Here is a 23,876-nt window from a genome sequence, read left to right on the forward strand (position 1 = left end):
TGGGTAGCGTGCATCGTCGAAGACCTCCGAGTCTTGAGGAGTGGTTGCGTGGTAGCTCCACACCTCACTCGGAGGTCTTCGTCATCGCCAAGCAGAAACGCCGTACCTAACGTCCGTGGTCAGAACACCTAGCGCGACCCGCAGACCGCGGCTGCTACGAACACCTGAAACCGATCGGGCCAAGCTTCCGGGCCAATGCTGCACCCAGGCCGCCGCGACGACAGCGGTCAGGGACGCTTAGCCAACCTGTAGATGCCGTATCCCACAGCCAAGAAGAAGTCGACGACCATCCACAGGATGACAATCAAGAAGACGCCGATGCCGGTGCCGACAGCCTCAGCATCGTTGCAGGCCTCCTTGGAGAGGCTGCCGCAGTCATTGGGGTCTCCATTGGCGCCGGAGGCACCGCCAATGATCCAGACGATGAACAGGAGCTGGATGGCGAGGAACACCCACAGGAAGATGCGCTTCTTCTTTTTGGGGGTCGTGGACTCGGGCGTCTCTACGTGCGGAGATGACATGGCGTACTTTCTGAATAGTGTTGGTGTGAAGGTTGGACGAGGTCCGACCGGCAGGAAGGTTCGAGCTGGCCAGGTGTGATTAACACTGTGCTGAGCGAGAACTACTTGATCTTGCAGTTCTCCAGTTCGACACCGAGATCGCCGCCATCCTCGAAGTCTCCGACGACCGTGATCTTCTGGCCCTTCTTGAGTGATGCCACATCCTTGGACGCTTGGTCATCACAGTTGACCGTGACGAACTCGAAGTCCGATCCGGCGCCAACATTGACGACGTACTCGTCATCGTCGAAGAGCTCTGTGTCGATCTTGTCGACGACCCCAGCGATCTGCAGCGTCTTGCCCTTGTACTGCCCGTCGGCGGCGGCCTCGTTGTCATCGAATTGCTTGAGGATCTTCTTGGCCTCGACCCTTACCGGCTTCGAGTTGCTTTTCTTAGACTTTCCTGATTCCGCGCTGTCTTCCGGCACATCGCACCCTGCGGCGACGAACCCGAGAGCGGCGATGAGCAGAGCTATCGCGGCACGCTTCATTGCTTCCCCCATGGGAGTGCTTGGTCTTGCTGACGCGCGGGAACGTATCAAGGACTCCTTGACACGGTACTTGAAATCGCGAGAAACGTGCGTGCTCGATCGCTCTTCTTTACTTGCTCGGCCGAAGTACCGTCGCAATACGGCATCTGTCGGTGCCGAATTGAGCTTGCCAGGGTTGGAACGCCCTTCAATGCGGGCAGCGGCGGCTTTCGTGCGACGTCACGGGCGCGGGTCGACCCCCTACTGCGTCGCGTCGCAACAGGGTGTTCCCTGAATTTGGCGTCCTTCTCAGTCGCGCTCCCAGGGCGCCTCGTCGCCCATCTTCGTGTAGTACTTCGCGAGGTGGCTCTTGGCGCGGTCGACGTCCTTCGACGGCATGTCGACCCCGCCGCGACCGCCGACCATCACGTTGCCCGCGGCCATCACGCCGCGCGGGACCGCCCGCAGCCGGCCGTCGACGACGTCGGCGATCAGCACAGCTTGTAGGCGGTGAAGTTGTCCTTCTTCTCCGCGTCGTACCAGACGTGGGCGTCGCGGTACTTCTCGTTCGGCCCGTCCTCGGCGCCGGCCCACTTCCGGACCCGCTTGTCGGCGGCGTCGCCGTCCCACTCGTGGTCGCGGTCGGCGAGGGGCAGGTCCTGGAAGCTCGTCACAGCCATGTTCCCAACGTCTCTCCGCACCGCTGCGCAGTCCACACCCCCAGAGGGGAGGCGCCTCACCGCAGCCTCGTTAGCGTGGAGGACATGACTGACGAAGCACAGCAGGCAGCGACCGAGGCGGCCCAGCGAGTGGTCGACGAGGTGAGCTCGTACCAGTACAGCGCGGAGGACAGCACCATCGCGCAGCAGCTCGACGAGGGGCTGGAGCAGGCGAAGGTCTCGCTCGACGACGACGAGCGCACCCGCATCCTCGCGGAGATCGACGGTCTCAAGGACGAGCAGTCGAGCGCGCCGCAAGTCCGGTCCGCGACGCCGGCGGAGTGAGGCGGTCATGGACGTCCGCGGACTGCTGACCGAGGGCTTCGGCCGCATCACCGAGCTGTACGACGACGTGGCCGAAGGCCTCGACGAGCGCACGCTCCACGAGCGACCGGGTGGCAAGGGCAACCCGATCGGCTGGCTGCTCTGGCACCTGGCCCGGGTGCAGGACCACCACATCGCCGGGCTCGCCGACGGACCGCAGGTCTGGGAGGAGTGGCAGGAGCGCTTCGGTCTGCCCAACGGCACCGACGACACCGGCTACGGCCACACCAGCGAGCAGGTCGACGCCATCCGGATCACCGATCCCGAGCTGCTCGTCGACTACCACCACGCGGTCACCCTCGCCACCGCGCGCTACCTGCAGACCGTGGACGAGAAGGAGCTCGAGCGGGAGGTCGACCAGCGGTGGGACCCGCCGGTCACCGCCGGCGTACGGCTGATCAGCATCCAGGGCGACTGCCTGCAGCACCTCGGGCAGGCGGCGTACGTCAAGGGGCTGCTCTGGGCCTGACCCTCGACAGGACGGTGGGCGGAGGACATACGGTCCGACCATGGCTGATCTCGAGGCAGCGCTGCGTCCCCACGCCGAGTCCGGCGAGATCCCCGGGCTGGTGGCGCTCGTCGCCCGCGGGGACGACCCACCAGACCGCGCCCCAGCACCGCGAGATGGGCGGCTTCTTCCTCGACGGCCAGGGCTGGGGCTTCGGCGGCGGCGTCGACACCGAGGTCCTCAACCCGTGGAACGTCATCGGCCGCTACGGCTGGGTCGGCGGCACGGGCACGGCGACGTACGTCGATCCGCGGGGCGGCGTCGTGTCCGTGATCCTCACCCAGGTGGAGCTCGGCGGAGCCGACTCCGCGGGGGTGCTCGAGTCGTTCTGGACGGCCGCGGCGAGCTGATCGCACGCGTCGTCAGGGTAGGCGATCCTTACTGGAATCATTCAAGAATGAGGTGTTAGGTGGGGGTGTCCGTTCGTTGACGAGAGGAACGACCATGACCCAGACCGCCCGCACGACCACCCACGCCGCCCACCCCGCGTTCCAGGCGTCCCAGCAGCTCGGTGACCACCTGCAGCAGATGCTCGTCGACCTCACCGACCTCCACCTGCAGGGCAAGCAGGCCCACTGGAACGTGGTCGGCAAGAACTTCCGCGACCTGCACCTCGCCCTCGACGAGGTCGTCGACGCCGCCCGCGGCTTCTCCGACGACATCGCCGAGCGCATGCGCGCCGTCTACGTCACCCCCGACGCCCGCGCCGCGACCATCGCCGCCCGGACCACGCTCTCGGAGTTCCCCGCCGACGAGATCGACACCGCCGACTGCGTCGACGCCATCACCGCCGCGCTCTACGCGGTCGCCGGCACCGCCCGCCGGATCCACGACGAGGTCGACGCCGAGGACCCCACCAGCGCCGACATGTTGCACGGCATCCTCGAGCGCCTCGAGCAGCTCGCGTGGATGATCGACGCCGAGAACCGCGTCGCCAACAGCAGCATCCCGCGCTCGATGCACGAGTGAGCACGCAGCCTTAGCCTGCCGTTGAACCTCCGCGGAAGTGGCGTTAGCGCGCCCGGCGGCACAGTGATCGTCGTACCCACCCAGACGATCACTCAGGAGCACTCGCCATGAACCGCACCAGCCGCCGTACCCGTCTCGCCACTGCCGCCGTCCTCGCCCCGCTCGCGCTCGGCCTGGTCGCCTGCGGCGGGGACGACGGCGACGACGACGCGGCGGCTCCGTCGACGTCCGCGACGTCCACCCCGACCGACGACGGCACGACCGCCGTCGAGGGCGACGTCGAGACCGCCGCGGAGACCGCGCTCGCCGAGGTCGACGGGACCGTCTTCTCCGTCGACCGCGACGACCAGGGCTGGGACGTCACGATCGTGACCGCCGACGGGGTGGAGAACGACGTCGACCTCGGCCCCGACGCGATCACGGTCGTGCGCGGCCCGGTGGCGGACACCAACGACGACGACGCAGACGACGCCGCCGAGCGAGAGCTGCTCCTCGGCGCGTCGGTCGACCACCTCGCCGCGATCGAGGCGGCCCTCGGCGAGCTGCAGGGCACCGTGACCGGTGTCGACCTCTCCGAGGACAACGGCACCGCGATCTGGCAGGTCCAGCTCGACGAGGACACCGCCGACGCGATGACCGTCGACGTCGACGCGCAGACCGGCGACGTGCTCCGGACCGAGCGCGACGACTGATCGGTGGTGGCTGGGGGGTTTCGCGACGGTTCACCTCAACCACCGAGAGGGCAGCGGTGGACCTCAGTCCAGGAGGTGCTCCAGGGCCCTCCCCATCACCTCGGTGCGCTCGGCCGGCGTCGCGATGCCCTCGAACCCGAAGCCTAGGAGCAGTGAGTCGGGCGTCGAGATGGCGGCGCCCACGGGGAAGCCGCCGGCGTCGGAGACCTCCCAGTCGTTGGCGTTGGGGGCGCTCCCGGGCGCCGCGCCGGGGACCGTCCAGCCCTCGAGGCCGGACTCGAACGACGTGGACGTGCCGTCGGGGAGCGTGATGTCGTCGACGAAGGTGCCCAGCCCCTGGGTGCTCCAGTCGCTGGCGTAGGTGATGGACACCTCCACCGAGCCGCCCTGCCAGGCGCCGAGGTCGACGCTCCACTCCTGCCAGCCGGCCGAGTTGCCGGAGGAGGCGTGCCACGTGCCGGTCGAACCGGTCGGCGTGCAGGTCTCGGTCGCTTCGTCGAAGGTCTGGTAGTGGTCGAGCTGGGGGTGCAGCTCCCGCCAGCCGGCGGCGCAGCTCTCGCCGGTCGCCTGCGTGGTGTGGCCGTTGAGGTCGGGCAGCGTCGTCCAGTCGTTGCCGCCGGGAGTGCGCGCCTCGACGAAGACGTAGTCCCAGTCGCCCTCGGTGTCGTACGACGTCCAGAAGTCGAGGGTGCCGCCGCCGGCCGGGACGGTGACCGTCCGGGTCAGCCGCTTGTAGGACACGTCGGCGATCTGGCTGTAGACGTACTGCTCACCGGTGTGTGGGTCGAACGGCCCGCCGGGCTTGTCCCAGCGCGCCGACGGCGAGCTCGCGAACTGCGGGAACTGCGCAGGCGGCAGGATGCCGCTGGTCGAGATGTACGACGACGTCGCGTCCTGGTTGTCTGCCGACTCGGGGCCGTTCATCGCCCATGCGGTGCCGGCGAAGGGGTCGTCGATCCCGACCACGTCGTAGACGTTGCCTTCCTCGTCGTGCCCGTCGCCGGGGATCTGGAGGTAGCCGCCGAACCAGTACTGCAGGACGTCGTTGGTGCCGTCGCCCGAGCCGCGCACGGCCAGGCAGCGGCGCGGGTCGATGCCCGCGGGGAGCGGGTTGCAGGCGATCGTGCCCTGCGGGTCGTAGAGCTGGGTCCCGACGTTGCCGGTGTACTGCGCGCCGGCCTGGTTGCCGGTGTACATCACCTTGCCGCCCTCGTTCATGAAGGCGCGGAACTCGAGCATCTCGTCGAGGGCGAGCCGGTCGACGTTGCCGGCCCCGCGCCCGGCCGTACGGGTCACGATGTCGTCGCCGGTGTACCAGATCGCCGCGTCGTAGTGGCTCAGCACACCGAGGGCGTCCGGCGCCGTCCGGTTGTTGGCGTCGACGTCGTAGACGTCGGCGTCCTCGCTGTTGGCGTCCAGCGCGTCGAGGTAGTAGTCGAGGTAGTGCGGACCGCCCGGCGGTTGGGCCGGCGACGCACCGGTGTAGTCCTCGGCCGCGACGACCAGCACCCGGTTGCCGGAGTCGGACACGGCGCGGTACGTGAAGGACGGGCTGCGCTTCCCGCCGCCCTCGAACCACACCTCCACGTTGTCGCCGGGATCGGTGCCGGTGACGACGCCCCGGACCTGGTGGTAGTGGGTCGAGGTCATGCCGAACTTCTCGCCGCCGGCCCACTCCCGCGTGCTTGCGGACCGCGTCGGCCCGCCGTTGATCCTCCACTTCGCCCGGACTGCGCCGAGGCTGCGCTTGGCCAGCACGGCGACGGGCTGCGGGTCGCCGTAGGACTGCGTGAAGCTGAGCTGGACGGCCGGCAGGCCGCTCTTGTAGGCGTCCTCGCTGTCGAGGTAGAAGGGCTTGGTCTTGATGCCGAGCGACGACTTCGGGTCGTCGGGGTCGGCCGCCGAGTCGGCCACGGACTCGGCGAAGGGCAGGTTGCGCTCGAACTCCTCCTGCACCAGTGCCTCGTCGTCGGGGAAGACGAACCCGCAGCCGTCGCAGCCGGGGGAGAGCTCGGGGGTCCAGGACAGCGTGCCGGTCGCCTCCTGCGCGTAGCCGTCGATCTCGCCGTTGGTGACGTACAGGACGTCCGAGGACAGGCCGGGGTGGAAGCCCTCGACCGCGGGCCGGTCGAGGTTGCCGGACAGCGCGTAGTAGATCGGGTCGTCGGCCGTCGGGGTGCCGATCTGCCAGCCGTCGTTGTAGAGCAGCCACCGGCCGTTGGAGTGGTAGTTGACCATGAACTCGGCCTTGGCCGTCCGGAAGAGGCTGATGCCCGCCCGGGTCTCCGGCTCGGACGCCGGCGCCGGCCCGCGGTAGGTCTCGCTCGAGGGGATGTCGGAGGAGCCCTCGTTGTCGTAGCCCCAGTGGGAGGGGTAGTTGCGGTTGGGGTCGACGCCGTCGCCGACCTGAGTGATCCCGTCGCCGTTGTTGTCGCGCAGGTTCTTGCGCCACAGCCGCTCGGCGTCGAACGTGTACTGGTAGCCGTCGGGGTTCATCACCGGCACGAACCACAGCTCGGTGCGCTGCAGGAGCTTCCTGACCTCCCGGTCCTTGTCGTCCCAGCGGGTGAGGTAGCTGTCCATCAGCCGTCGCGTCACCTCGGTCGCGATCCACTCGCGGGCGTGCTGGGTCGCGCTGAAGATCACCGCGGGGCGGGAGCCGTCCTTCTTCCCGCGGGCGCCCTGGGTGACCTTGAGCGCCAGGATGTCGCGCCCCTGGTAGGTCGTGCCGAGCGTGACCAGCTTGGTGACGGCGGGGTAGTTCCTGGCCGCGGCGACGAGCTGGTCGCGGATGCCGCCGGGCTCGTCGTACGACCTCCAGACGGTGTAGCCGCCGACCGCCTGCGCGGCGGCGAACTGGCGGACCGTCTGACCGCCCTTGACCCGGGCCAGGCTGACCTCCAGCCCCTGGTCGCGCAGCGTCTCGGCCTCGTCGGCGGTGAGCACCAGGTCGACCCTGGTGGTGTCGCCCGTCGGGTGCGCCTCGGCCATGTCGTGGCCGGCCCGCGCCAAGGCATCGAGCTGCTCGCTGGTGACGCCCCGCGCGACGTAGGCGTCGAGCGCCTCCGAGCCGCGCGGCGCGGCGGCCGGCGGTGCGCCGGGCGGGGCGGGGGACGAGGGCGGCGCAAGGCCGACCCCGAGGGCGGCGACGACGGCTGCGACGACGGAGGCGGGGACAAGACGGCGCATGACGGCCCTCCCGGAGCGGGGTGTGATCCACGTCACAATGCCACGGCCGGCCGCGCAGGTGAATACCGAACCGGTGGTAGTCGGCCGGCCGCTCGCGGAGGTCGTGGAACCATGGGCGGGTGCCCGCCGAGCTGACCGTCACCGCCGCGGGCTTCTCGCCGGTCAAGGGCACGCGGCACCTCGCCCACGATCGCGTCGAGCTCGACGCGCAGGGCCCGGTGGGCGATCGGCGGTGGTGCCTCGTCGACGTCGGGGCACGGCGCGTGCTGCGCACGGTCCAGCACCCGTCCCTGATCGGTGTGGTGGCGCGCAGCGTCGGCGACGCCCTGGCGATGACGCTCCCGTCGGGGGAGTCGGTCGTCGCCGCGCCCTCACTGACGGGCGAGACAGTCACCTGCGACTACTGGGGTAGCTCGGTGCCGCTCGCGCTCACCGAAGGGCCGCACGCGGCGATGGTCTCCGGCCACCTCGGCCGGGACGTACGCCTCGCTGCCGCACCGCGCGGCGGGGTCGTCTTCGCCGCACCGGTCACCATCGTCGGCACGGCCTCTCTGCGCGAGTTGGGCGTCGGGGCGGCCCGCTTCCGGGCGACGCTCGTCGTCGAGACCGACGAGCCGTGGGTCGAGGACACCTGGCTCGGCACCGAGGTGTCGGTGGGGGGAGCCCGCGTGAGGATCGGGGGACCGATCCCGCGCTGCGCGGTCATCGACCACCACCCCGAGACGGGGGTCAAGGACTCCCGCCTGCTCAAGGCGCTCGTGCGGCAGCGCCCGGTGAACAGGGCCGGCGAGCCGATGTTCGGGGTGTACGCCGAGGTCGTGCGCGGGGGAGTCGTCGAGGTCTAGCCTCGTCCCGAGGGGCGATGCGCCTCGGGCAACCTTTCGCCGCACCCAGCCGGTCCTGTCTGTCATGGACCCGAGTGGTGAGGAGGCCGTGGCCGTGGCGCAGTCGAGTGCGGTCCCGGCCGAGGCGACGGACCGGGTCGCCGCGTTCGAGGACTTCGTGGCCGGCCGGTCGGCGCGACTGCTGACGACGGCGTACCTGCTCACCCACGACCACGGTCGCGCGGAGGACCTGCTCCAGACCTCGCTCGCCAAGCTCTGGCTGGCGTGGTCGCGGGTCGACGAGCCGGACGCCTACGTGCGCACGGTGATGGTGACGACGTACGCATCGTGGTGGCGGCGGAAGTGGCGCGGCGAACGGCCGAGCGAGGTCCTGCCGGAGACGGACACCCGCGACCCGAGGCGTGACCCGGACATGTGGTCGGCGCTGGCGCGACTGCCGCGGGCAACGGGCCGCGCTGGTCCTGAGGTTCTACGAGGACCTCACCGAGGCCGAGACGGCACGCGTCCTGGGCTGCAGCGTCGGCACCGTGAAGAGCCAGTGCGCGAAGGGTCTGGCGAAGCTGCGCATCGACGCCGCGCTCGTCGACGAGGGGGGAAGGCGATGAACGTCGAGGAGATGCTCCGGCGGACCCTGACCGAGCGCGCGGGTGACGTCTCAGAGGGCGCGGCGATCGACCGGGCCGGCCGTGCCCGCGAGGAAGCGCGCGTGATGCGCGTACGCCGCTACGCCGGGGCCGCGGTCTCGCTCGCCGCCGTGGCCGCTGTGGCCACCGGGGTGGTGGCCAGCGGGGTGTTGCGGGCGGACCCGCCACCTGAGCCCGCGCCGCAACCGGCGCGCGCCATCGAGGTCGTCGACAGCTTCGCCGGGCGGACCCTGATCGCCTCGGGCGAGACGCACGACGGCGAGCCGCTCTTCCTGGCCGTCGACGCTCCTGCGGGCTCGCAGTGGAGGGTGACGTGCGCCGGCGTCGGTCCGGAGTACGTCGTGCACCGCGCGATCGACGACCGCTTCGAGGAGACCGCTCCGTGCGGGCCGCTCGAGGTGCTGGGGGAGTCGATGGACTTCCGGTGGAGCAGCACCGAGCCGGCCGGGACGGGCCTCGAGCTCGCGGTCTGGATCACCCTCGACGGCGAGGCCGTGCAGCCCGACGGAGCCATCCTGGCGGCCGCGGTCTACGAGATGCCGGCACCCGTGACCACGGTCGCCGGCTCCGACATCGCGCCGCTCGAGGTGTCGCTGGGCCAGGAGTGGGCCTACCTCGACTCGGTGTCCTCGCGGCCCGGGCGACGCGTCCTGACGCAGCAGTTCGCCGCCACCGACGAGGAGGTGCTGCTCGAGCTGGTCACCGATCCGGTCGGGACGCCCGCGGTGGTCGAACTGCTGGTCGACGGGCGAGCCGTGGGGTCGCCGCCCACCTTCCCCCTCGGAGGCACGAGCTCCGGGGACCTGCTGGCTCCGGGCGAACCGCACACGGTCACGCTGCGGATCGTCGGCGACGTGCCGCCTGACGCCGTCCTGGCGATCGTGCGACGGACGCGGGCGTGATGCCCGTGCTGGCCCGCGCGGCCGTCGCCGTCGGCGGCCTGGCGATGGTCGTGCTGTGGATCCCGTTCACGCTCGCGCACGGCCCGACGTCGTACGACGAGGAGCGGGTGGTGGCCGGGATGACGATGCTGGGGTGGGGCCTCCTGCTCGGGGTCGTGCCCAACCTCCTCGTCGCCTCGGGCCTGGTCGTGGCTCGTGCGTCAGTGAGCACCGGGCGCCGCTCCTCCCTGGCGCTCGGGGTGGTGGTCGCGGCGCTCGTCGGGTCCGCGCTGCAGGACCTCGCGTTCCGCGCACTCGGACCGCCCTTCTCGCTCTTCCTGCTGGCGCCGGCCACGCTCGCCCTCGCCGTGCTCGCTGGTGGGCGAGACGGGCGTGCTCCGTGGGCGCTGCTGGCGACGGCGTACGTCGCCGCGACCGGGTTGGCGCTCGTGCCGCAGGGGACGTCGGACGCGTTCGGAGGCTTCCGGATCTACGGCGTGGCCGCGCACGTCGCGGTCGGTCTGGGGTGGCTCGCGCTCGCCTCGTGGATCGCGATTTCACCCCGAGATGGATCCATCTCACCCAAAGAGGCGCATACTTGGGTCAAATGACCTCCTCGTACGGCTCACGGCCGAAGCACCTCTCCAGCAGCCCGTTCGCTCCGAAGGTTGAGCCGACGGTCGAGGTGTTCGAGGTCGACGACCGGGTCACCCACGACCTCTACGGCCTCGGCCTCGTCACCAAGACCGACAGCCACGGCGTCACCGTCGACTTCGGCTCGCAGACGCTGCGGATCGTGCACCCGTACTCCAAGCTGCACCACCTCTGAGTCTTGCGGCTGTATTCGAACAGGTGTACGATGGTGCGTAGCACGCTGTTCCACCCGGATCACCAGTAGCCGGCGGGCCCGACTCCTCGAGGAGAAGGTCGGGTCCGAGGAGCAGGACAGTCACCCATAGAACTCCGGTTGGTGCTCCGGAGATGCCGTCAGGACACTGACCCGGCCCACAGGTGACGAAGCTGGCAGCCGAGCCGACATGCCTCACGCCCCACCCGACCAGGGTGGCGGTCTGACGAACTGTCGAGGAGGTGGGTCCGCTGCATCCGATCATCGAGTGCGCCACCGACCTCGCCGACGCGATGAAGGGTGTCGCCTCCGTCGAGCCGACGTTCATGTCGGTCCCGGAGAAGCAAGCCGCGCTGGTCGCGCTGACCGAGGCCAGGTCGCAGCTGGATGCGCTGACCCTGCGGGTGCTGGCGGACTCCGACGAGGTCGCGGAGGCCCATGGGCTGCGTGATGCCGCTGCCTGGCTCGCGGTCGAGACGCGTACGACGCATCGCGCCGCCCGCCGCGACCTCGCGCTGGCGCGCGGGTTGACCGGCCATCCGAGCGTCGCCGACGGGCTTGCGTCGGGAACGCTGCGCACGGAGCAGGCCAGGGCGATCGTGGAGGCCCTCGACGCCCTCCCTGCCTCGGTCGAGCCCGGCGTCCGTGACCGCGCCGAGCTGACGATGCTGTCGATGGCGACGGAGCACGACGCCCGCGACCTCGGGCGGATCGGCAAGCGCATCCTCGACGTCGTGGCTCCCGAGGTCGGGGAGTCCCACGAGGAGAAGGCGCTGGCTGACGAGGAGGCGCGGGCGAGTGCGGCTGTCGCGATGGGCCTCGTCGAGGACGACGGCACGGGTCGGTGCCGGATGTGGTTCACCGGTCCGACCCATCTGGGGAAGATGCTCAAGCGCCACCTGCTCGCGCTGGCCAACCCGGCCCGCCACGACGAGGCCGACCTCAAGGACCAGGACGGCGACTGGAAGCCGATGCGACGCCGGCTCGGTGAGGCGTTCGTGGAGTACGTCGAGCGCTACCCCGTCGACCGCACACCCCAGACCGCAGGGGTCAACGCGACCATCGTCGTCGCCATGACCCTCGATCAGCTGGTGGCCGGCAACGGCACCGCCCTGCTCGACGACGGCAGCCGGATGACCGCAGGTCAGGCTCGGCGGCTGGCGTGCGAGGCGGGGGTCATCCCGGCCGTGCTGGGCACGACGTCCCAGCCCCTCGACCTCGGACGCACCGCACGCCTCTTCACCAAGGCGCAGCGCATCGCCCTCGGGCTGCGGGACGGCGGCTGCACCGTCCGTGGGTGCGAGACCTCCGCCTCGGGCTGCCACGCCCACCACGACGACCCGTGGTCGCGCCGCGGACTCACCGACCTGGCCAAGGGGCGGCTGCTGTGCCCGCGGCACCACAGGGTCGCCCACGACTCGCGCTACGAGATGACGATCCATGCCGACAACGCCGTCACCTTCGCCAGGCGGACGTAGGCCGACCGCCCCCGTTGTCCACAGATCGTCGATCCCGCGTTTCCGCGGTGTCTCCCGCCGGGCAGATGGCACGCATGACTTCATGGCGAGGCCCTGACGCGCGCTCCTCCTCCGGCTACACCGGCCACCTGCGGATCCAGCCTGCGCTCAACCAGGCGGAGCGCGACCACCTCCGCGCGGTGGCGGACTCCGGCGGCACGCTGCGAGGTACGCCGACCGGGCGCGGTGACAGCGACGTGCCGTTCGCACGACTGGCGTGGGAGGCCTGTTCGAGCGGCTGTTGCCTCACCTGGAACCCGCACCTCGAGGAGTCCCGGATGATGCTGCCCACGCTGCAGTTCCTGGTCGACCACCTGCTGCGGCGGGGTGCCAAGGCCGAGGGACGCGTCGGGTTCGGCGCCTTCACCTTCGACCACGTGCTCGACGGGGCGGTGATGGGGCAGTCGGTCCTGGACCCGGAGATGCGACTCGTCGAGGTGGCCGGCAATGCGGCGAGCGAGCGGGTGCTCCCACGGGGATGCGACGCGAACGAGGTGGACGCGCCGCTGAGGACCGCTGGACGCACGCGGCGCGGATCACTCCCGAAGAACGTGATCGAGTTCCGGCCGAGGCGGGCGTGAGGAGCGAGCGCTCCTCATGATTCAGGCTGAATCAAGCTCAGTGGTCCAGGCGGTCTCGTGTCCCACCGGGCCGGCAGTGTTCGCATCCGCGGCGGTCCCGGGATCGCGAAAATTTGCCGAGGACATCGAGGGCCCTGGCGAGAGGCCCGTCAGTGGCACTGCTCAGCATCGACTGGATCTCCTGAACCACTCCCGCGACGCTGGGGGCTTCGCGGCGCGCGAAGTCGTCCACCGCTGCCTCCCACGACCCGCGTACTCGTTCCACCAGTCCTGGTGGAAGGAGGGCGCCATCAGCTGCCGAAGATGCGCGGCGTCCGTCAGGCCGGTGGGTCAGTGTCGGCGACGGTCCCAGGAGCCGCTGTGCAGAGCTCGAGCAACCTGGTGAGCCACGCGCGAGCTGTCAGTCCCCAGGCGTCGGGTAGGTAGTAGGAACCACAGTCGCGGATGAGGTCTAGCAAGGTGGCGTCGTCCTCGCCTGAGTTGAGCACGCGGTCGAGCTCCGCCGCTATCAGCGCGCCATGGCGCGGTTCGCCGTCCAGGAAGTCACGAAAGCCCATCTCTGTAGACGTGTACTCGTCGAGCCAATCCTGGTGGAGATAGGCGCCCAGGAACTGCTCGAGCGCGGGGAAGTCGTCAGGCTGCAGAGTCATGGCTCGTCCTCAGGGTTGTGGGAAGGCGGTAAGGATCCGGTAGCCGGACGAGCTTTCGCTGGTGCGCACGAGAATGATTCTGACGCCTTCCACCAGTTGGCTGGCGCCCTCGGGGGTAACCGAGATCCCTGTGATCCGCTCGAGATCGACGTCGATGCGCAGTTGCCTGTCCGGCCCCGCCAGCCAAGCGTCGATCTTGTCCTGGGCTCTGGTCAGGGCACTGGCGATATGCCTCTCGGCGGACGCTACGTCGTCGAACGACGACGCAACGGCGAGCCTCTGGGTGGCAGCGCGCTCAGCGAGCTCCTCAATGCTCTTGCCCACATGCCTCTCCAGGATGTGACCACCCAGCGAGTCCTGAGCGCTGACCGTGGTCCGCCACCCTCCCGGCAACCGCATCTCGCCCCGCTCGTCCCGCGCCACGACCTTCGCGTAGCGGTCGAGCCGCGTGCGCAACCCGCGCAGCGCCTCTCGCCCCGTACGCATGCGTGACCCGGCGGTGGCGACGGCGGCACGCAGCCCGATCAGCAGCGCGTGGAAGCGCGGCGCTTGCGAGCGGATCCGGGCCGCGGCGGCAGCGGCGGTGGCGGAGCCACCGAGGCCCCCGGTCAGGCTGCCGACGAGGACGGAGATGACTGCACCCTCGACGACCATCTGGCCGACTTCGGCGAGCAGGGCACGGGTGCGGGCGTGCACGTCCTCGACGGCGTCGGCGTACTCCTCGCACGAGGCGCCCAGGGCGTCGAGCTCCCAGGCGGTGTCGGCCACCAGCGAGCGCACGACCGCGAGGCTCGCGAGCGCGGTCGGGATCTCGGGGGAGAGCTGGCGTTCGACCAGGGCAGCGGCCGCGTCCACGTGCTCGACCACGACCGTCACGCCCGATGCCGCGCGGCGCCAGGCGTGGGCCGCCTCGCGCAGCAGCGCGACGTCCGCGCCGGGCCAGACGAACCCCTCGACCTGGTCGAGGATCCACCGGTCCACCGCGCCCAGGGATGGCTCGTCGGCGCCCAGGCTCGACGGCGGAGGGGAGAAGGCGACGCGGACGAAGTCGTCGTCGGTCAGTCCGCGGCCGGTGTAGCCGGACACGCGATCGGACGCCGCCGCCTCGGCGGCGGCGTGGTTGACCCCGGTGGCGGACAACAGCCGGCCGAGCCCGATGAAGGCATGGGTGAGGTCGGCCAGCGAGTCGACCGCCTCGGCGGCTGCGGCGTCGTACGCGCCGGTGAAGTCCGCGCTGCTCGCGTCGTCGCCGGCCATCGCGCCGAACCCGGCGAGCTTGCCGGAGAGCGACTCGCCCAGCAGGGCGACGGTCTGGTTCGCCGTACGGCACGCGTCGGCCGCGTCGTCGAAGCCGCCGCACTCGACGCTGATCCTCATGGGGCGACCTGCCGCCAGAGCGCCACGTTGGCCGACACCGCTCGTGAGTAGTGCTCGTCCGCGGTCGTGACGATGCCGCGGAGGGCGGCGAGCGCGGTGACCATGTCGGCACAGGCGCCCCGCCACGACTCGTACGACGTCGCCTCGGCCGTGCTCGCCGTGCCGGACCAGTCGGCCTGCAGCCGCTCGTGTGCTGCGTCGAGCTCATCCGCGACGCTGATGAGGTCGCGCTGGCAGGAGGCGAGCTCGCCGAGGGTCTGGCGCAGCTCGTCGAGGTCCACGTCGAAGGCCGTCATCCCAGGCGCCCCGTGAGTCGCACCGCCGACTGGCCGCTCTGGTGGTCGACGCCCGTGAGCTCGTGGCGCACCTGGTCGAGCGCGTCGGCCGCAGTCGTGAGCTGGTCGATCACGGCGAGGGCGCCGTGGTTCCACTCGAGCCACCGGGTGCGGAAGAGCTCGGCCGCCTCGCCGTGCCAGGTCGAGAGCACGTGGTCGACAGCCCGCTGGGCGCGCCTGCGGCGCTCCTCGAGACGGTCGAGCCGCTGGCGGACGGCGGCCGTGGTGGCGGCGTGGGAGGCAGGGTCGAGGGCGGTCGTTCCCGAGAGGATCATGGCTCGATGCTCGCCGGATCCGGGGTGCGCCCGACACCCGTCCGGGGCGATCTGTGGATATCTCAGCCGCAGGGCACCGAGCCGACGCGCGCCAGCCCCTCGCGGTCGCCCGGGCCCAGCTCCAGCTGGCCGGTGTTGTCGGAGAACATGAGCTCCATCGGCTCGGCGACGTGGTCCAGGCCGACGACGTGCGCGAGCTCGTGGACCACGATGGCCTCCATCACGCGCGGGCGCTCGGCGACGTTGACGTCGGTGAACGCCTCGGTGTCGAGCACGATCCCACCGCTCACGTAGTGGCGGCGTCCCGAGGCCTCGTCCTCGGGGGCCGCCCCGCCCAGCCCGGCGACCTCGCCGGCGAGCTCGGGGTACTCCGAGGCGTCACCCCAGCCGATGACCACCGGGCCTGGGCCGCCGAAGCGGATCCGGGATCCGGCGAACGGGCGGCGGTCGGTGTCGCCGTCGTCGACGAGCTCCAGGCCGGTGGCCTCCGAGATGCGGGCGACGGCACGCTCGACCAACGGTCGCGCGCCCGCGGGCATCCCGGCCGGGTTGACGGCGTACTCGACCGCCTCGCACGGGTCCCAGCCGACCGGGTCGGACGAGCCGCGCTGCGTCAGCGCGAAGGCGAAGACGCCGCCACGCTCGACGATCGCCGGCGCCGGCAGCCTGCGGTCCCCGCCCAGGCCGACGAGCCGTCGTACGGCCTCCATCTGCGAGGACGGATGGAACAGGACCGCGGCAGCGACGAGCGCGATCGCGGCGACGACCGAGAAGGCGGTGGAGGGACGCGGCACGCCACGAGTATCGCCGCCGGTCGTGCGCGGCGGGCGAAAGTGCCTGCCTCAGCCGAGGAGCGAGGGCATCAGGGTGTCCACCCGCCTGGTGAGCACCGAGAGGACGTCCTCGCGCGCGGAGGCGGGGCCCGTCGCCCACGCGAACAACGACTGGGCGAAGAGGCCGTCGAGCATGCCGTAGGTCGTCGACGGGTCGAGGGCCGGCTCACGGCCGGCCAGGGCGGCGTAGCGGGTGATGACCCGCCAGATCATCGCCTCGAGCTGGCCGTCGATCTCGAGCACGACCTCGCGCAGCGCGGGCTCGAACATCGACTGGTTGCGCAGGTCGTACCAGAGCTGGTGCATCGGACCCTCCTCGCGGATGGTCTCGGCCAGCTTGGTCGCGAAGCGCTCCTGCAGCTCGGTGGCGGAGGTCGAGGTCTCGACGATCTCGTCGTAGCGCGTCACGCAGGTGCGCTTGTAGTAGCGCACGCAGTAGGTGATCAGCTCCTCCTTGCTGGAGAAGTAGTAGTGCACGACGCCGTGCGAGTACGACGAGTGCTGGGCGATCTCGCGCAGCGAGGTCCGGGCATAGCCGAGCTTGCCGAGGGTCACCAGGGCCGACTCGGCGAGCTGGTCACGACGGGTGTCGTGCTTGCTCGCGCGCGCCGCTGCCGACGCCGCGGGATCGGCGACGGAGGGGGACGGCGAGGCGGTCATGGCAGCGATCCTAGGTGCATCCGGCTGCGTCTTGACAGTTGTCCAAACGTTGTCTTGACATGTGTCAAGACTGCGCGCCAGTGTGATGGCCATCACGCCGACCCCTCACAGAGGAGCATCCCCGATGACTGGAACCGACCTGACCGGACGCGTCGCACTCGTGACCGGAGCAGCCCAGGGGCTGGGCGAGGGGATGGCTCGCGCGCTGGCCGCGGCCGGGGCCCGGGTGATGATCGCCGACCTCAACGAGGCCGGTGCGGAGACGGCCGCGAGCCTCGGGGAGGGCCACGGCTTCGTGCACCTCGACGTCACCGACGAGGCCGGTTGGGAGGCCGCGGTCACCGCCTGTGTCGACCGGCTCGGCGGGCTCGACGTACTCGTCAACAACGCCGGCATCGAGATCACCAGCCTCGTCACCGAGGTGCAGGTCGACGACATCCGCGCGATGCTCGACGTCAACGTCCTCGGCACCACCCTGGGCCTCAAGCACGGCCTCCGCGCCATGCGTCCCGACGGCGCTGCCGGCAAGGGCGGCTCGATCATCAACATCTCGTCGGTCGCCGCGACCATCGCCTTCCCCGCGATCTCGGTCTACAGCGGCACCAAGTCGGCGGTGGACCGGCTCACCCGCGTGGCGGCGATGGAGTCGGGCAAGCTCGGCTACGGCGTGCGCGTCAACTGCATCTATCCAGGCCTCGTCGCCACCGCGATGGGGGCCGGCCTCGCCAGCGACATGGCGGCCCTCGGCCTCTACGGCAGCCCCGAGGAGGCGGTCGGCGCGGTCATCGAGCTGACCCCGTCCGGACGGCTCGGCGAGGTCGAGGACATGGCCGACGCGGTCGTCTTCCTCGCCTCCGACGCGGCCCGTTTCATCAACGGCGCCGGCATCCCCGTCGACGGCGGCATGGGCATGTGAAGGGGTCTGTGACCGGATGCGGCTGCACGACTACCTCGACAAGGGCGCGAGCCTCGGCGCGGACCGCCCCTGCCTGACCACCGACGGCACGTCGATGTCGTACGCCGACGTGGTGCGGCTCTCCCACGAGGTCGCGGCGGCCCTGGTCGCCAGCGGCGTGGGCGAGGGCGCGCGGGTCGCCATCCTGTCCGCCAACGACCCGGTCGCGTTCACCTGCGTCTTCGGGATCAGCCAGGCCGGCGGCGTGTGGTGCCCGATCAACCCGCGCAACGAGGCCGCGGAGAACCGGGAGCTGTTGGCGCTCTTCGACGCCGAGGTCGTGCTCCACCAGTCGGGCTTCGCCCCGCTGGTCGCCGCGATCCGCGACCAGCTGCCCGGAGTCCACACGTGGGTCTGCCTCGACGGTCCTGCCGACGGCTCCCTGACCCGGCAGGAGTTCCTCGACCGCGGTCGCGGTGTCGACGTCCCCGACCCCTTCGCAGCTGCCGCTCTGCCTGCTCCCGTCAGGGGCGACGAGCTGGCCATGCTCGTCGGCACCGGGGGCACCACCGGGCGCCCCAAGGGCGTGATGCTCACGCCGACCAACCTGGAGACGATGACGGCGCTGACGCTGATGGGCTATCCGTTCGACGGCCCGCCGGTCTACCTCGCGCTCGCGCCGCTGACGCACGCGGCGGGTGTGCTCTGCTTCCCGGTGCTCGCGCTCGGCGGCGAGGTCGTGATCATGCGCGTTCCCGATGTCGGCGGCTTCCTGCGGCTGGTCCACGAGCACGGGGTGACGCACACGTTCCTGCCGCCCACGCTGATCTACGTGGTGCTGGGCAGCCCCCACCTCGACTCGACGGACCTGAGCAGCCTCCAGTGCTTCTGGTACGGCGCCGCACCGATGTCGGCCTCCAGGCTGGAGGAGGCGTTGCGCCGCATCGGCCCGGTGATGGCGCAGCTCTTCGGCCAGACCGAGGCGCCGATGATGATCTCGATGATGCCGCCGGCCGACCACTTCCGGGCCGACGGCTCGGTGGCGACCGAGCGGCTGACCAGCGCCGGCCGGCCGGCGCCGCTGGTCACCGTCGCGATCCTCGACGAGGACGACCGGCCGGTGCCGCCGGGGGAGCGCGGCGAGATCTGTGCGCGGTCGTCGCTGGTGATGGCCGGCTACTGGAAGGACCCCGACGAGACGGCGCGCACGCTGCGCCACGGCTGGCTGCACACCGGTGACATCGGCTTCGTCGACGACGAGGGCTTCCTCCACATCGTCGATCGCGCCAAGGACATGATCATCAGCGGTGGGTTCAACGTGTACTCGACCGAGGTGGAGCAGGCCGTGCTCGCGCACGGGGCCGTCCAGGACTGCGCGGTCGTCGGGCTGCCGGACGACACCTGGGGCGAGCGGGTCGTGGTCGTCGTACAGCCCCATCCGGGGGCGGAGGTGGACCCCGACGAGCTCCGGGGCTTCGTGAAGCAGCGGATCGGCTCGGTCAAGACGCCCAAGGAGGTCCACGTCTGGCCCGACCTGCCGCGCTCCAAGGTCGGCAAGGTGCTGAAGACGGAGATCAAGAAGGAGCTCGCGGGCTGACGCGGCCTAGGGTGGGGCAACCCATCTCGGAGGTTCGTCTCGTGGACACCATGACCCCGGCCTACGGCTCGGCCACCCTGCTGCTGATCGCTGCACTGGCCGTCGCCGTGCTGCTCGTGCTCATCATCGTGCTGCGGATGCACGCGTTCGTCGCGCTGGTGCTCGTCAGCCTCGCCACGGCCGTCGCGGCGGGCGTGCCCCTCGTGGACGTGCCCACGATCTCGATCGCCGCCTTCGGCAGCACCCTTGGATCGGTCGCGCTGCTCGTCGGGCTCGGCGTGATGATCGGGCGCCTGCTGGAGGTGACGGGCGGCGCGCAGGTCCTGGCCGACACGCTCGTGAGCCGCTTCGGCGAGAAGCGCGCCCCGATGGCCCTCGGCGTCGCGGCGCTCCTGTTCGGCCTGCCGATCTTCTTCGACGCGGGGCTCGTGGTCTTCCTGCCGATCATCTTCTCGGTCGCCAAGCGGTTCGGCGGCTCGGTCCTGATGTACGCCCTGCCGGCGGCCGGCGCGTTCGCTGCCATGCACGCGATCGTCCCGCCGCACCCGGGTCCGGTCACCGCCGCCACCGAGATCGGCGCCAGCATCGGGCTGACGCTCCTCGTCGGCGTGGTGGTCGCCGTGCTCGCGTGGTTCGTCGGCGTCTACCTGGTGACGACCTCGTGGCTGGGCAAGGTGCACGTCCCCATCGACGACTCGGTCCTCACCGGTGGTCGCGAGCCCGACGAGGGGTCGGCGCCCGCCTTCGCGCACGTGCTCGGGATCCTGCTGCTCCCGCTCGTGCTGATCGGTGTCAACACCGTCCTGACGACGCTGCGCGCCAACGAGACCATCGCGGCGGAGGGTGGTGTGGTCGACGCCGTCATCTTCGTCGGTCAGACGCCGGTGGCGCTCCTGGTCGCGCTCCTGGTCGCGACCTACACCCTCGCCATCAGGCGGCACTCGCGCGAGGAGATCGAGGGCCTGCTCAACGACGCCCTCGGCCCGATCTGCGCGATCATCCTCATCACCGGCGCGGGTGGGATGTTCGGCGGCGTCCTGCGCTACAGCGGCATCGGCGAGGCGCTCTCGGACTCGCTGGCCGACCTCGGGCTCCCGTTGATCGTCTCCGCCTTCGTCATCGCCACCATCCTGCGCGTCGCCCAGGGCTCGGCGACGGTCGCCCTCACCACCACCGCCGGGCTGCTCTCGGCCGGGGTCACCGAGGCCGACCCGTCGTCGCTGCAGCTCGTCGCCCTCGTGCTCGCCATCGCGGCGGGCGCGACGGTGCTGTCGCACGTCAACGACTCCGGCTTCTGGCTGGTCAGCCGGTTCTTCGGGATGGACGTGAAGACCACGCTCCGCACCTGGACGGTGCTGGAGACCACGCTCGGCGTCACGATCTTCGTGCTGGCGCTCGGGGTCTGGGCCGTCGGATGAGCGCCCCGCTCCACCTCGTCTTCATGGGCATCTCCGGGTCGGGGAAGTCCACGGTCGCGCGTGCCGTCCAGGAGCGGCTGCGATGGGAGATGGCGGAGGGCGACGACTTCCACCCGCCGGAGAACGTCGCCAAGATGCGCGAGGGGACGCCGCTGAAGGACGCCGACCGGTGGGGGTGGCTGGGGTCCCTGGACGGCCGAGCGCGACGAGCGGGGCGAGCCGACGATCATCACCTGCAGCGCCCTGCGCCGGACCTACCGCGACGTGCTGCGCCGCGGCGGCGAGGGCACGTTCTTCGTGCACGCCACCGGGGACAAGCACCTGATCCTCGAGCGGATGAACGCCCGCGACCACTTCATGCCGCCGAGCCTGCTGGAGTCGCAGCTCGACACCCTCGAGCCGTTGCAGCCCGGCGAGCAGGGGATGGACGTCGACCCCGCGCTGCCCGTGGAGCGGATCGTGGCGCTCGTGCTGGCGCGCCTCGACCTGCCGACCGGTCGAGAGCCGGGCTGACGGTGCAGAGGTCGGCAGCGAACGGAGAGCACCGACCACACCGGACCGAAGAGCCAGGAGGGCGGGGCGTACGGCGGGAGCCGGTCAGCGGAGACGGCGGGCCCGCAGCACGGCGTCGCTGATCGCGATCTCCTCGCCGGTGGGCGGGTGGACCGCGGTCCGGGGCCGCGCCTCGCACACCTCGACCTCCCACTCCTCGTCGAGCGCCGGCAGCAGCGAGTCGGCGGTGAAGAGGAACGAGTGGTGCCCGTGCCGCAACCCGGTGGCCATGTCGTCGGGGTGGTGCCCCACGACGAGCAGCGTGCCGCCCGGCGCGACCGCGGAGGCGAGTCGGCGTACGAGGTCGACCATCCGGCCGTCGGGCAGGTGCATGAACTGCGAGGACACGAGGTCCCACGTCTCGCCGTCGGGGTCGAAGGTGCGGACGTCGACGCGACGGGTCCCGACCCGCTCGCCGACCCCGGCCTCCGCGGCGTGCGCCGTCGTACGGGCGAGGGCAGCGTCGGCGAAGTCGAAGGCGGTCACCTCCCAGCCCTGGGACGCCAGCCAGACGGTGTCGCCGCCCTCGCCGCAGCCGATGTCGAGCGCCCGGCCGGGCGTGAGGGTCGCGGCCTCGGCCTCGAGCTGCGGGTTGACCCGGCCGCTCCAGACCTGCTCCCCGGAGTAGCGGTCCTCCCACGCGGGCCGCTCGAACATCTCGGCCCGACGCTCCTCGACCGCACGCGCCGCACCCTCGGCGGCGAGCTCGGCGTTGATCCACGCACCGACCCGGTTGCCGTGGGCCGCGGCGGCCATCAGGGTCATGGAGAGGTCCGTCGCGTTGCCCGCCGCGAAGATCCCGGGCACCGCGGTCGCGCCCGTCGGCTCGACGGCCAGCACCGAGCCGAGCACGGCGCCGCCCATCTCGAAGGGCTGCGGCTCGATGCCCAGGGGCGCGAGGTAGTCCGCGCGTACGTGCGGCTCGGAGGCCACCACGATCGCCTTCCGCTCCAGCACCGAGCCGTCGGCCAGCCGCAGGCCGACCAGGGCGTCACCGTCGGTGACGACCTCGTGCGGCGTGCCGCGCTCGAACCGGACGCCGATCGCGGCGAGCCTCTCGACGTCCTCGTCCGCGACCTCGACCCCGTCGTGCACGACCACCACGACGTCGTCGGAGAGCTGGCTGAAGAGCAGCCCCTGGTGAGCGGTCATCGGACCGCTGCCCAGGACGGCGATCGGCTGGTCGCGCACCTCCCAGCCGTGGCAGTAGGGGCAGTGCAGCACGTCGACGCCCCAGCGTTCGGCGAGGCCCGGCACGTCGGGCAGCTCGTCGACGACCCCGCCGGTGGCCAGCACCCGGCGCGCGCCGAAGCGACGCCCGCCGGCCGTCGTCACGAGGAAGCCGCCGGCCTCGCCGGACAGGCCGACCACGCGGTCGCGCACCACCTCGACGCCGTACGCCGCCACCTCGGCGCGGCCGATCTCGAGCAGTTCCTGCGGGGAGATCCCCTCGCGGCCGAGGTAGTTGTGGGCGTGGTCGGCGGGTCCGTTGCGGGGCTCGCCGGCGTCGACGACCAGCACGGAGCGCCGCGACCGACCCAGGGCCAGCGCCCCGCTCAGGCCGGCTGCGCCGCCGCCGACGACCACGACGTCATGTTCCTGGCGGTCGTCCATGTCCCTGCCTCGTGTTCTCAGTCATGTCGACGAGCATGCAGCGGCTTCACGATATTGACAAATATCCTTGCCATAATGGCAAACTGATCCACATGGGCGACTCCACCCACGACGCGGGGGTGCTGCGCGGCGTCGGGCCGCGGCTGCGGCAGCTGAGGCTCGAGCGCGAGGCCACCCTGACCGACCTCGCGGAGGAGACCGGCATCTCGGTCAGCACGCTGTCGAGGCTGGAGTCGGGGCAGCGCAAGCCGACCCTCGAGCTGCTGCTGCCGTTGGCCCGGGCGCACCGGGTGGCCCTCGACGAGCTCGTCGACGCCCCCGAGACCGGCGATCCGCGGATCCGCTCCAAGCCGGTCGTGCGCCACGGCCGCACCTTCATCTCGCTGACCAAGCGGCCCGGAGGACTGCAGTCCTTCAAGATGGTGATGCCGGTCGAGCGGGATCCGCAGCCGACGCTGCAGACGCACGAGGGCTACGAGTGGCTCTACGTCCTCAGCGGTCGCATCCGCCTCCTGCTCGGCACCCGCGACCTGACCCTCGAGCCGGGCGAGGTCGTCGAGTTCGACACCCGCACGCCGCACTGGATCGGCAACCCCGGCCCGTCGCCGGCCGAGGTGCTGGCGATCTTCGGGCCGCAGGGGGAGCGGATGCACGTCCGCTCCTGAAGCGTGGTCCGACGCGCGACACGAGGTGGCACCGTGGCCGCATGGCGATCCGCACGGGCACGGCAGTGAAGTGGAAGTGGGGCTCGTCGTGGGCCGAGGGCACGGTGGTGGAGGTCCACCACGGCGACGTCACCCGCACCACCAAGGGAAACGAGGTCACCCGCCACGGCAGCGACGACGACCCGGCGTACGTCATCGAGCAGGAGGACGGCACCACCGTCCTCAAGCTGCGGAGCGAGGTCGAGAAGGCCTGAGCGCC

General features: G+C 71.0%; 29 protein-coding genes and 1 pseudogene. 18 read left to right on the plus strand and 12 right to left on the minus strand.

Features of this window, described 5'->3' with window-relative positions; all coding sequences use genetic code 11:
* Window positions 1-227 precede the first annotated feature (227 nt).
* From JWN97_RS16365 to JWN97_RS16380, 4 genes are all read right to left on the minus strand, one after another.
* Complete coding sequence (locus JWN97_RS16365; RefSeq protein ID WP_297624972.1) at window positions 228-521, minus strand: hypothetical protein; 294 nt, start codon at window positions 519-521, stop codon at window positions 228-230.
* A gap of 101 nt (window positions 522-622) precedes the next feature.
* Window positions 623-1,051, minus strand: coding sequence for a hypothetical protein (locus tag JWN97_RS16370; RefSeq protein WP_297624975.1), 429 nt, complete (start codon window positions 1,049-1,051; stop codon window positions 623-625).
* Between the two features lie 288 nt (window positions 1,052-1,339).
* Entirely contained in the window at window positions 1,340-1,528 is a 189-nt protein-coding gene (locus JWN97_RS16375) for a hypothetical protein (RefSeq protein ID WP_297624978.1), read from the minus strand.
* Window positions 1,522-1,710, minus strand: a complete 189-nt coding sequence (locus JWN97_RS16380; RefSeq protein ID WP_297624981.1) for a hypothetical protein — start codon at window positions 1,708-1,710, stop codon at window positions 1,522-1,524. Before JWN97_RS16380 ends, JWN97_RS16375 begins: the two co-directional genes overlap by 7 nt.
* Window positions 1,711-1,794: 84 nt before the next feature.
* Here JWN97_RS16380 and JWN97_RS16385 point away from each other — a divergent pair, with 84 nt between their 5' ends.
* From JWN97_RS16385 to JWN97_RS16405, 5 genes are all read left to right on the plus strand, one after another.
* Window positions 1,795-2,034 carry a hypothetical protein gene (locus JWN97_RS16385; protein ID WP_297624984.1) on the plus strand — a complete coding sequence of 80 codons (240 nt, stop codon included), beginning with the start codon at window positions 1,795-1,797 and terminating at the stop codon, window positions 2,032-2,034.
* Between the two features lie 7 nt (window positions 2,035-2,041).
* Window positions 2,042-2,542, plus strand: coding sequence for a DUF664 domain-containing protein (locus tag JWN97_RS16390; protein ID WP_297624987.1), 501 nt, complete (start codon window positions 2,042-2,044; stop codon window positions 2,540-2,542).
* A gap of 155 nt (window positions 2,543-2,697) precedes the next feature.
* A complete protein-coding gene (locus JWN97_RS16395; RefSeq protein ID WP_297624990.1) occupies window positions 2,698-2,931 on the plus strand; it encodes a hypothetical protein in 234 nt (77 codons plus the stop codon).
* 94 nt (window positions 2,932-3,025) lie between these two features.
* Window positions 3,026-3,550, plus strand: coding sequence for a DNA starvation/stationary phase protection protein (locus JWN97_RS16400; protein WP_297624993.1), 525 nt, complete (start codon window positions 3,026-3,028; stop codon window positions 3,548-3,550).
* Between the two features lie 107 nt (window positions 3,551-3,657).
* On the plus strand, window positions 3,658-4,242 hold the full coding sequence (locus JWN97_RS16405; RefSeq protein ID WP_297624996.1) for a PepSY domain-containing protein: 585 nt from the start codon (window positions 3,658-3,660) through the stop codon (window positions 4,240-4,242).
* A 63-nt stretch (window positions 4,243-4,305) separates the two neighbouring features.
* Here JWN97_RS16405 and JWN97_RS16410 read toward each other — a convergent pair whose 3' ends face one another.
* The gene (locus tag JWN97_RS16410) at window positions 4,306-7,431 is read right to left on the minus strand and encodes a M14 family metallopeptidase (protein WP_297625001.1); all 3,126 of its coding nucleotides are present in this window, start codon (window positions 7,429-7,431) and stop codon (window positions 4,306-4,308) included.
* Between the two features lie 119 nt (window positions 7,432-7,550).
* Between JWN97_RS16410 and JWN97_RS16415 the strand changes: the two genes are divergently transcribed.
* The 7 genes and pseudogenes from JWN97_RS16415 (at window position 7,551) to JWN97_RS16445 (ending at window position 12,746) form a co-directional block, all read left to right on the plus strand.
* A complete protein-coding gene (locus JWN97_RS16415; protein WP_297625003.1) occupies window positions 7,551-8,276 on the plus strand; it encodes an MOSC N-terminal beta barrel domain-containing protein in 726 nt (241 codons plus the stop codon).
* 64 nt (window positions 8,277-8,340) lie between these two features.
* A pseudogene (locus tag JWN97_RS21270) lies at window positions 8,341-8,565 on the plus strand (hypothetical protein); the annotation flags it as partial.
* A 112-nt stretch (window positions 8,566-8,677) separates the two neighbouring features.
* Window positions 8,678-8,881: a sigma factor-like helix-turn-helix DNA-binding protein gene (locus JWN97_RS21275; RefSeq protein ID WP_363321304.1), complete on the plus strand. Its 204-nt coding sequence runs from the start codon at window positions 8,678-8,680 to the stop codon at window positions 8,879-8,881.
* A gap of 940 nt (window positions 8,882-9,821) precedes the next feature.
* The gene (locus tag JWN97_RS16430; RefSeq protein ID WP_297625008.1) at window positions 9,822-10,412 is read left to right on the plus strand and encodes a hypothetical protein; all 591 of its coding nucleotides are present in this window, start codon (window positions 9,822-9,824) and stop codon (window positions 10,410-10,412) included.
* Window positions 10,409-10,630, plus strand: a complete 222-nt coding sequence (locus tag JWN97_RS16435) for a hypothetical protein (protein WP_297625010.1) — start codon at window positions 10,409-10,411, stop codon at window positions 10,628-10,630. Before JWN97_RS16430 ends, JWN97_RS16435 begins: the two co-directional genes overlap by 4 nt.
* A gap of 260 nt (window positions 10,631-10,890) precedes the next feature.
* Entirely contained in the window at window positions 10,891-12,126 is a 1,236-nt protein-coding gene (locus JWN97_RS16440) for an HNH endonuclease signature motif containing protein (protein ID WP_297625013.1), read from the plus strand.
* 74 nt (window positions 12,127-12,200) lie between these two features.
* Window positions 12,201-12,746 (plus strand): hypothetical protein, encoded by a 546-nt coding sequence (locus tag JWN97_RS16445; protein WP_297625015.1) that lies wholly within the window; start codon window positions 12,201-12,203, stop codon window positions 12,744-12,746.
* Window positions 12,747-13,063: 317 nt separating this feature from the next.
* On the opposite strand, the gene JWN97_RS16450 is transcribed toward JWN97_RS16445, so the two are convergent.
* From JWN97_RS16450 to JWN97_RS16475, 6 genes are all read right to left on the minus strand, one after another.
* Window positions 13,064-13,396 carry a contact-dependent growth inhibition system immunity protein gene (locus JWN97_RS16450; RefSeq protein WP_297625018.1) on the minus strand — a complete coding sequence of 111 codons (333 nt, stop codon included), beginning with the start codon at window positions 13,394-13,396 and terminating at the stop codon, window positions 13,064-13,066.
* A 9-nt stretch (window positions 13,397-13,405) separates the two neighbouring features.
* Window positions 13,406-14,773: an RNase A-like domain-containing protein gene (locus JWN97_RS16455; RefSeq protein ID WP_297625021.1), complete on the minus strand. Its 1,368-nt coding sequence runs from the start codon at window positions 14,771-14,773 to the stop codon at window positions 13,406-13,408.
* Window positions 14,770-15,069, minus strand: coding sequence for a WXG100 family type VII secretion target (locus JWN97_RS16460; RefSeq protein ID WP_297625024.1), 300 nt, complete (start codon window positions 15,067-15,069; stop codon window positions 14,770-14,772). Before JWN97_RS16460 ends, JWN97_RS16455 begins: the two co-directional genes overlap by 4 nt.
* Window positions 15,066-15,383 carry a WXG100 family type VII secretion target gene (locus JWN97_RS16465; protein ID WP_297625027.1) on the minus strand — a complete coding sequence of 106 codons (318 nt, stop codon included), beginning with the start codon at window positions 15,381-15,383 and terminating at the stop codon, window positions 15,066-15,068. Before JWN97_RS16465 ends, JWN97_RS16460 begins: the two co-directional genes overlap by 4 nt.
* Before the next feature lie 62 nt (window positions 15,384-15,445).
* A complete protein-coding gene (locus JWN97_RS16470; protein ID WP_297625030.1) occupies window positions 15,446-16,177 on the minus strand; it encodes a hypothetical protein in 732 nt (243 codons plus the stop codon).
* Between the two features lie 48 nt (window positions 16,178-16,225).
* Complete coding sequence (locus JWN97_RS16475; RefSeq protein ID WP_297625032.1) at window positions 16,226-16,876, minus strand: TetR/AcrR family transcriptional regulator; 651 nt, start codon at window positions 16,874-16,876, stop codon at window positions 16,226-16,228.
* Window positions 16,877-17,000: 124 nt separating this feature from the next.
* On the opposite strand from JWN97_RS16475, the gene JWN97_RS16480 reads away from it, so the two are divergent.
* From JWN97_RS16480 to JWN97_RS16495, 4 genes are all read left to right on the plus strand, one after another.
* The gene (locus JWN97_RS16480) at window positions 17,001-17,792 is read left to right on the plus strand and encodes an SDR family oxidoreductase (protein WP_297625034.1); all 792 of its coding nucleotides are present in this window, start codon (window positions 17,001-17,003) and stop codon (window positions 17,790-17,792) included.
* Window positions 17,793-17,808: 16 nt separating this feature from the next.
* The gene (locus JWN97_RS16485) at window positions 17,809-19,368 is read left to right on the plus strand and encodes an AMP-binding protein (protein ID WP_297625037.1); all 1,560 of its coding nucleotides are present in this window, start codon (window positions 17,809-17,811) and stop codon (window positions 19,366-19,368) included.
* A 50-nt stretch (window positions 19,369-19,418) separates the two neighbouring features.
* Entirely contained in the window at window positions 19,419-20,786 is a 1,368-nt protein-coding gene (locus tag JWN97_RS16490; protein ID WP_297625095.1) for a GntP family permease, read from the plus strand.
* A 264-nt stretch (window positions 20,787-21,050) separates the two neighbouring features.
* The gene (locus JWN97_RS16495; RefSeq protein WP_297625040.1) at window positions 21,051-21,299 is read left to right on the plus strand and encodes a hypothetical protein; all 249 of its coding nucleotides are present in this window, start codon (window positions 21,051-21,053) and stop codon (window positions 21,297-21,299) included.
* Window positions 21,300-21,383: 84 nt separating this feature from the next.
* On the opposite strand, the gene JWN97_RS16500 is transcribed toward JWN97_RS16495, so the two are convergent.
* Window positions 21,384-22,952, minus strand: a complete 1,569-nt coding sequence (locus tag JWN97_RS16500) for an FAD-dependent oxidoreductase (protein ID WP_297625043.1) — start codon at window positions 22,950-22,952, stop codon at window positions 21,384-21,386.
* A gap of 92 nt (window positions 22,953-23,044) precedes the next feature.
* Between JWN97_RS16500 and JWN97_RS16505 the strand changes: the two genes are divergently transcribed.
* Entirely contained in the window at window positions 23,045-23,617 is a 573-nt protein-coding gene (locus tag JWN97_RS16505; RefSeq protein WP_297625047.1) for an XRE family transcriptional regulator, read from the plus strand.
* Window positions 23,618-23,658: 41 nt separating this feature from the next.
* Complete coding sequence (locus JWN97_RS16510) at window positions 23,659-23,871, plus strand: DUF2945 domain-containing protein (protein ID WP_297625050.1); 213 nt, start codon at window positions 23,659-23,661, stop codon at window positions 23,869-23,871.
* The last annotated feature ends 5 nt before the right edge of the window (window positions 23,872-23,876 follow it).

It is taken from the genome of Nocardioides sp. (assembly GCF_025965415.1).
Taxonomy (GTDB): domain Bacteria; phylum Actinomycetota; class Actinomycetes; order Propionibacteriales; family Nocardioidaceae; genus Nocardioides.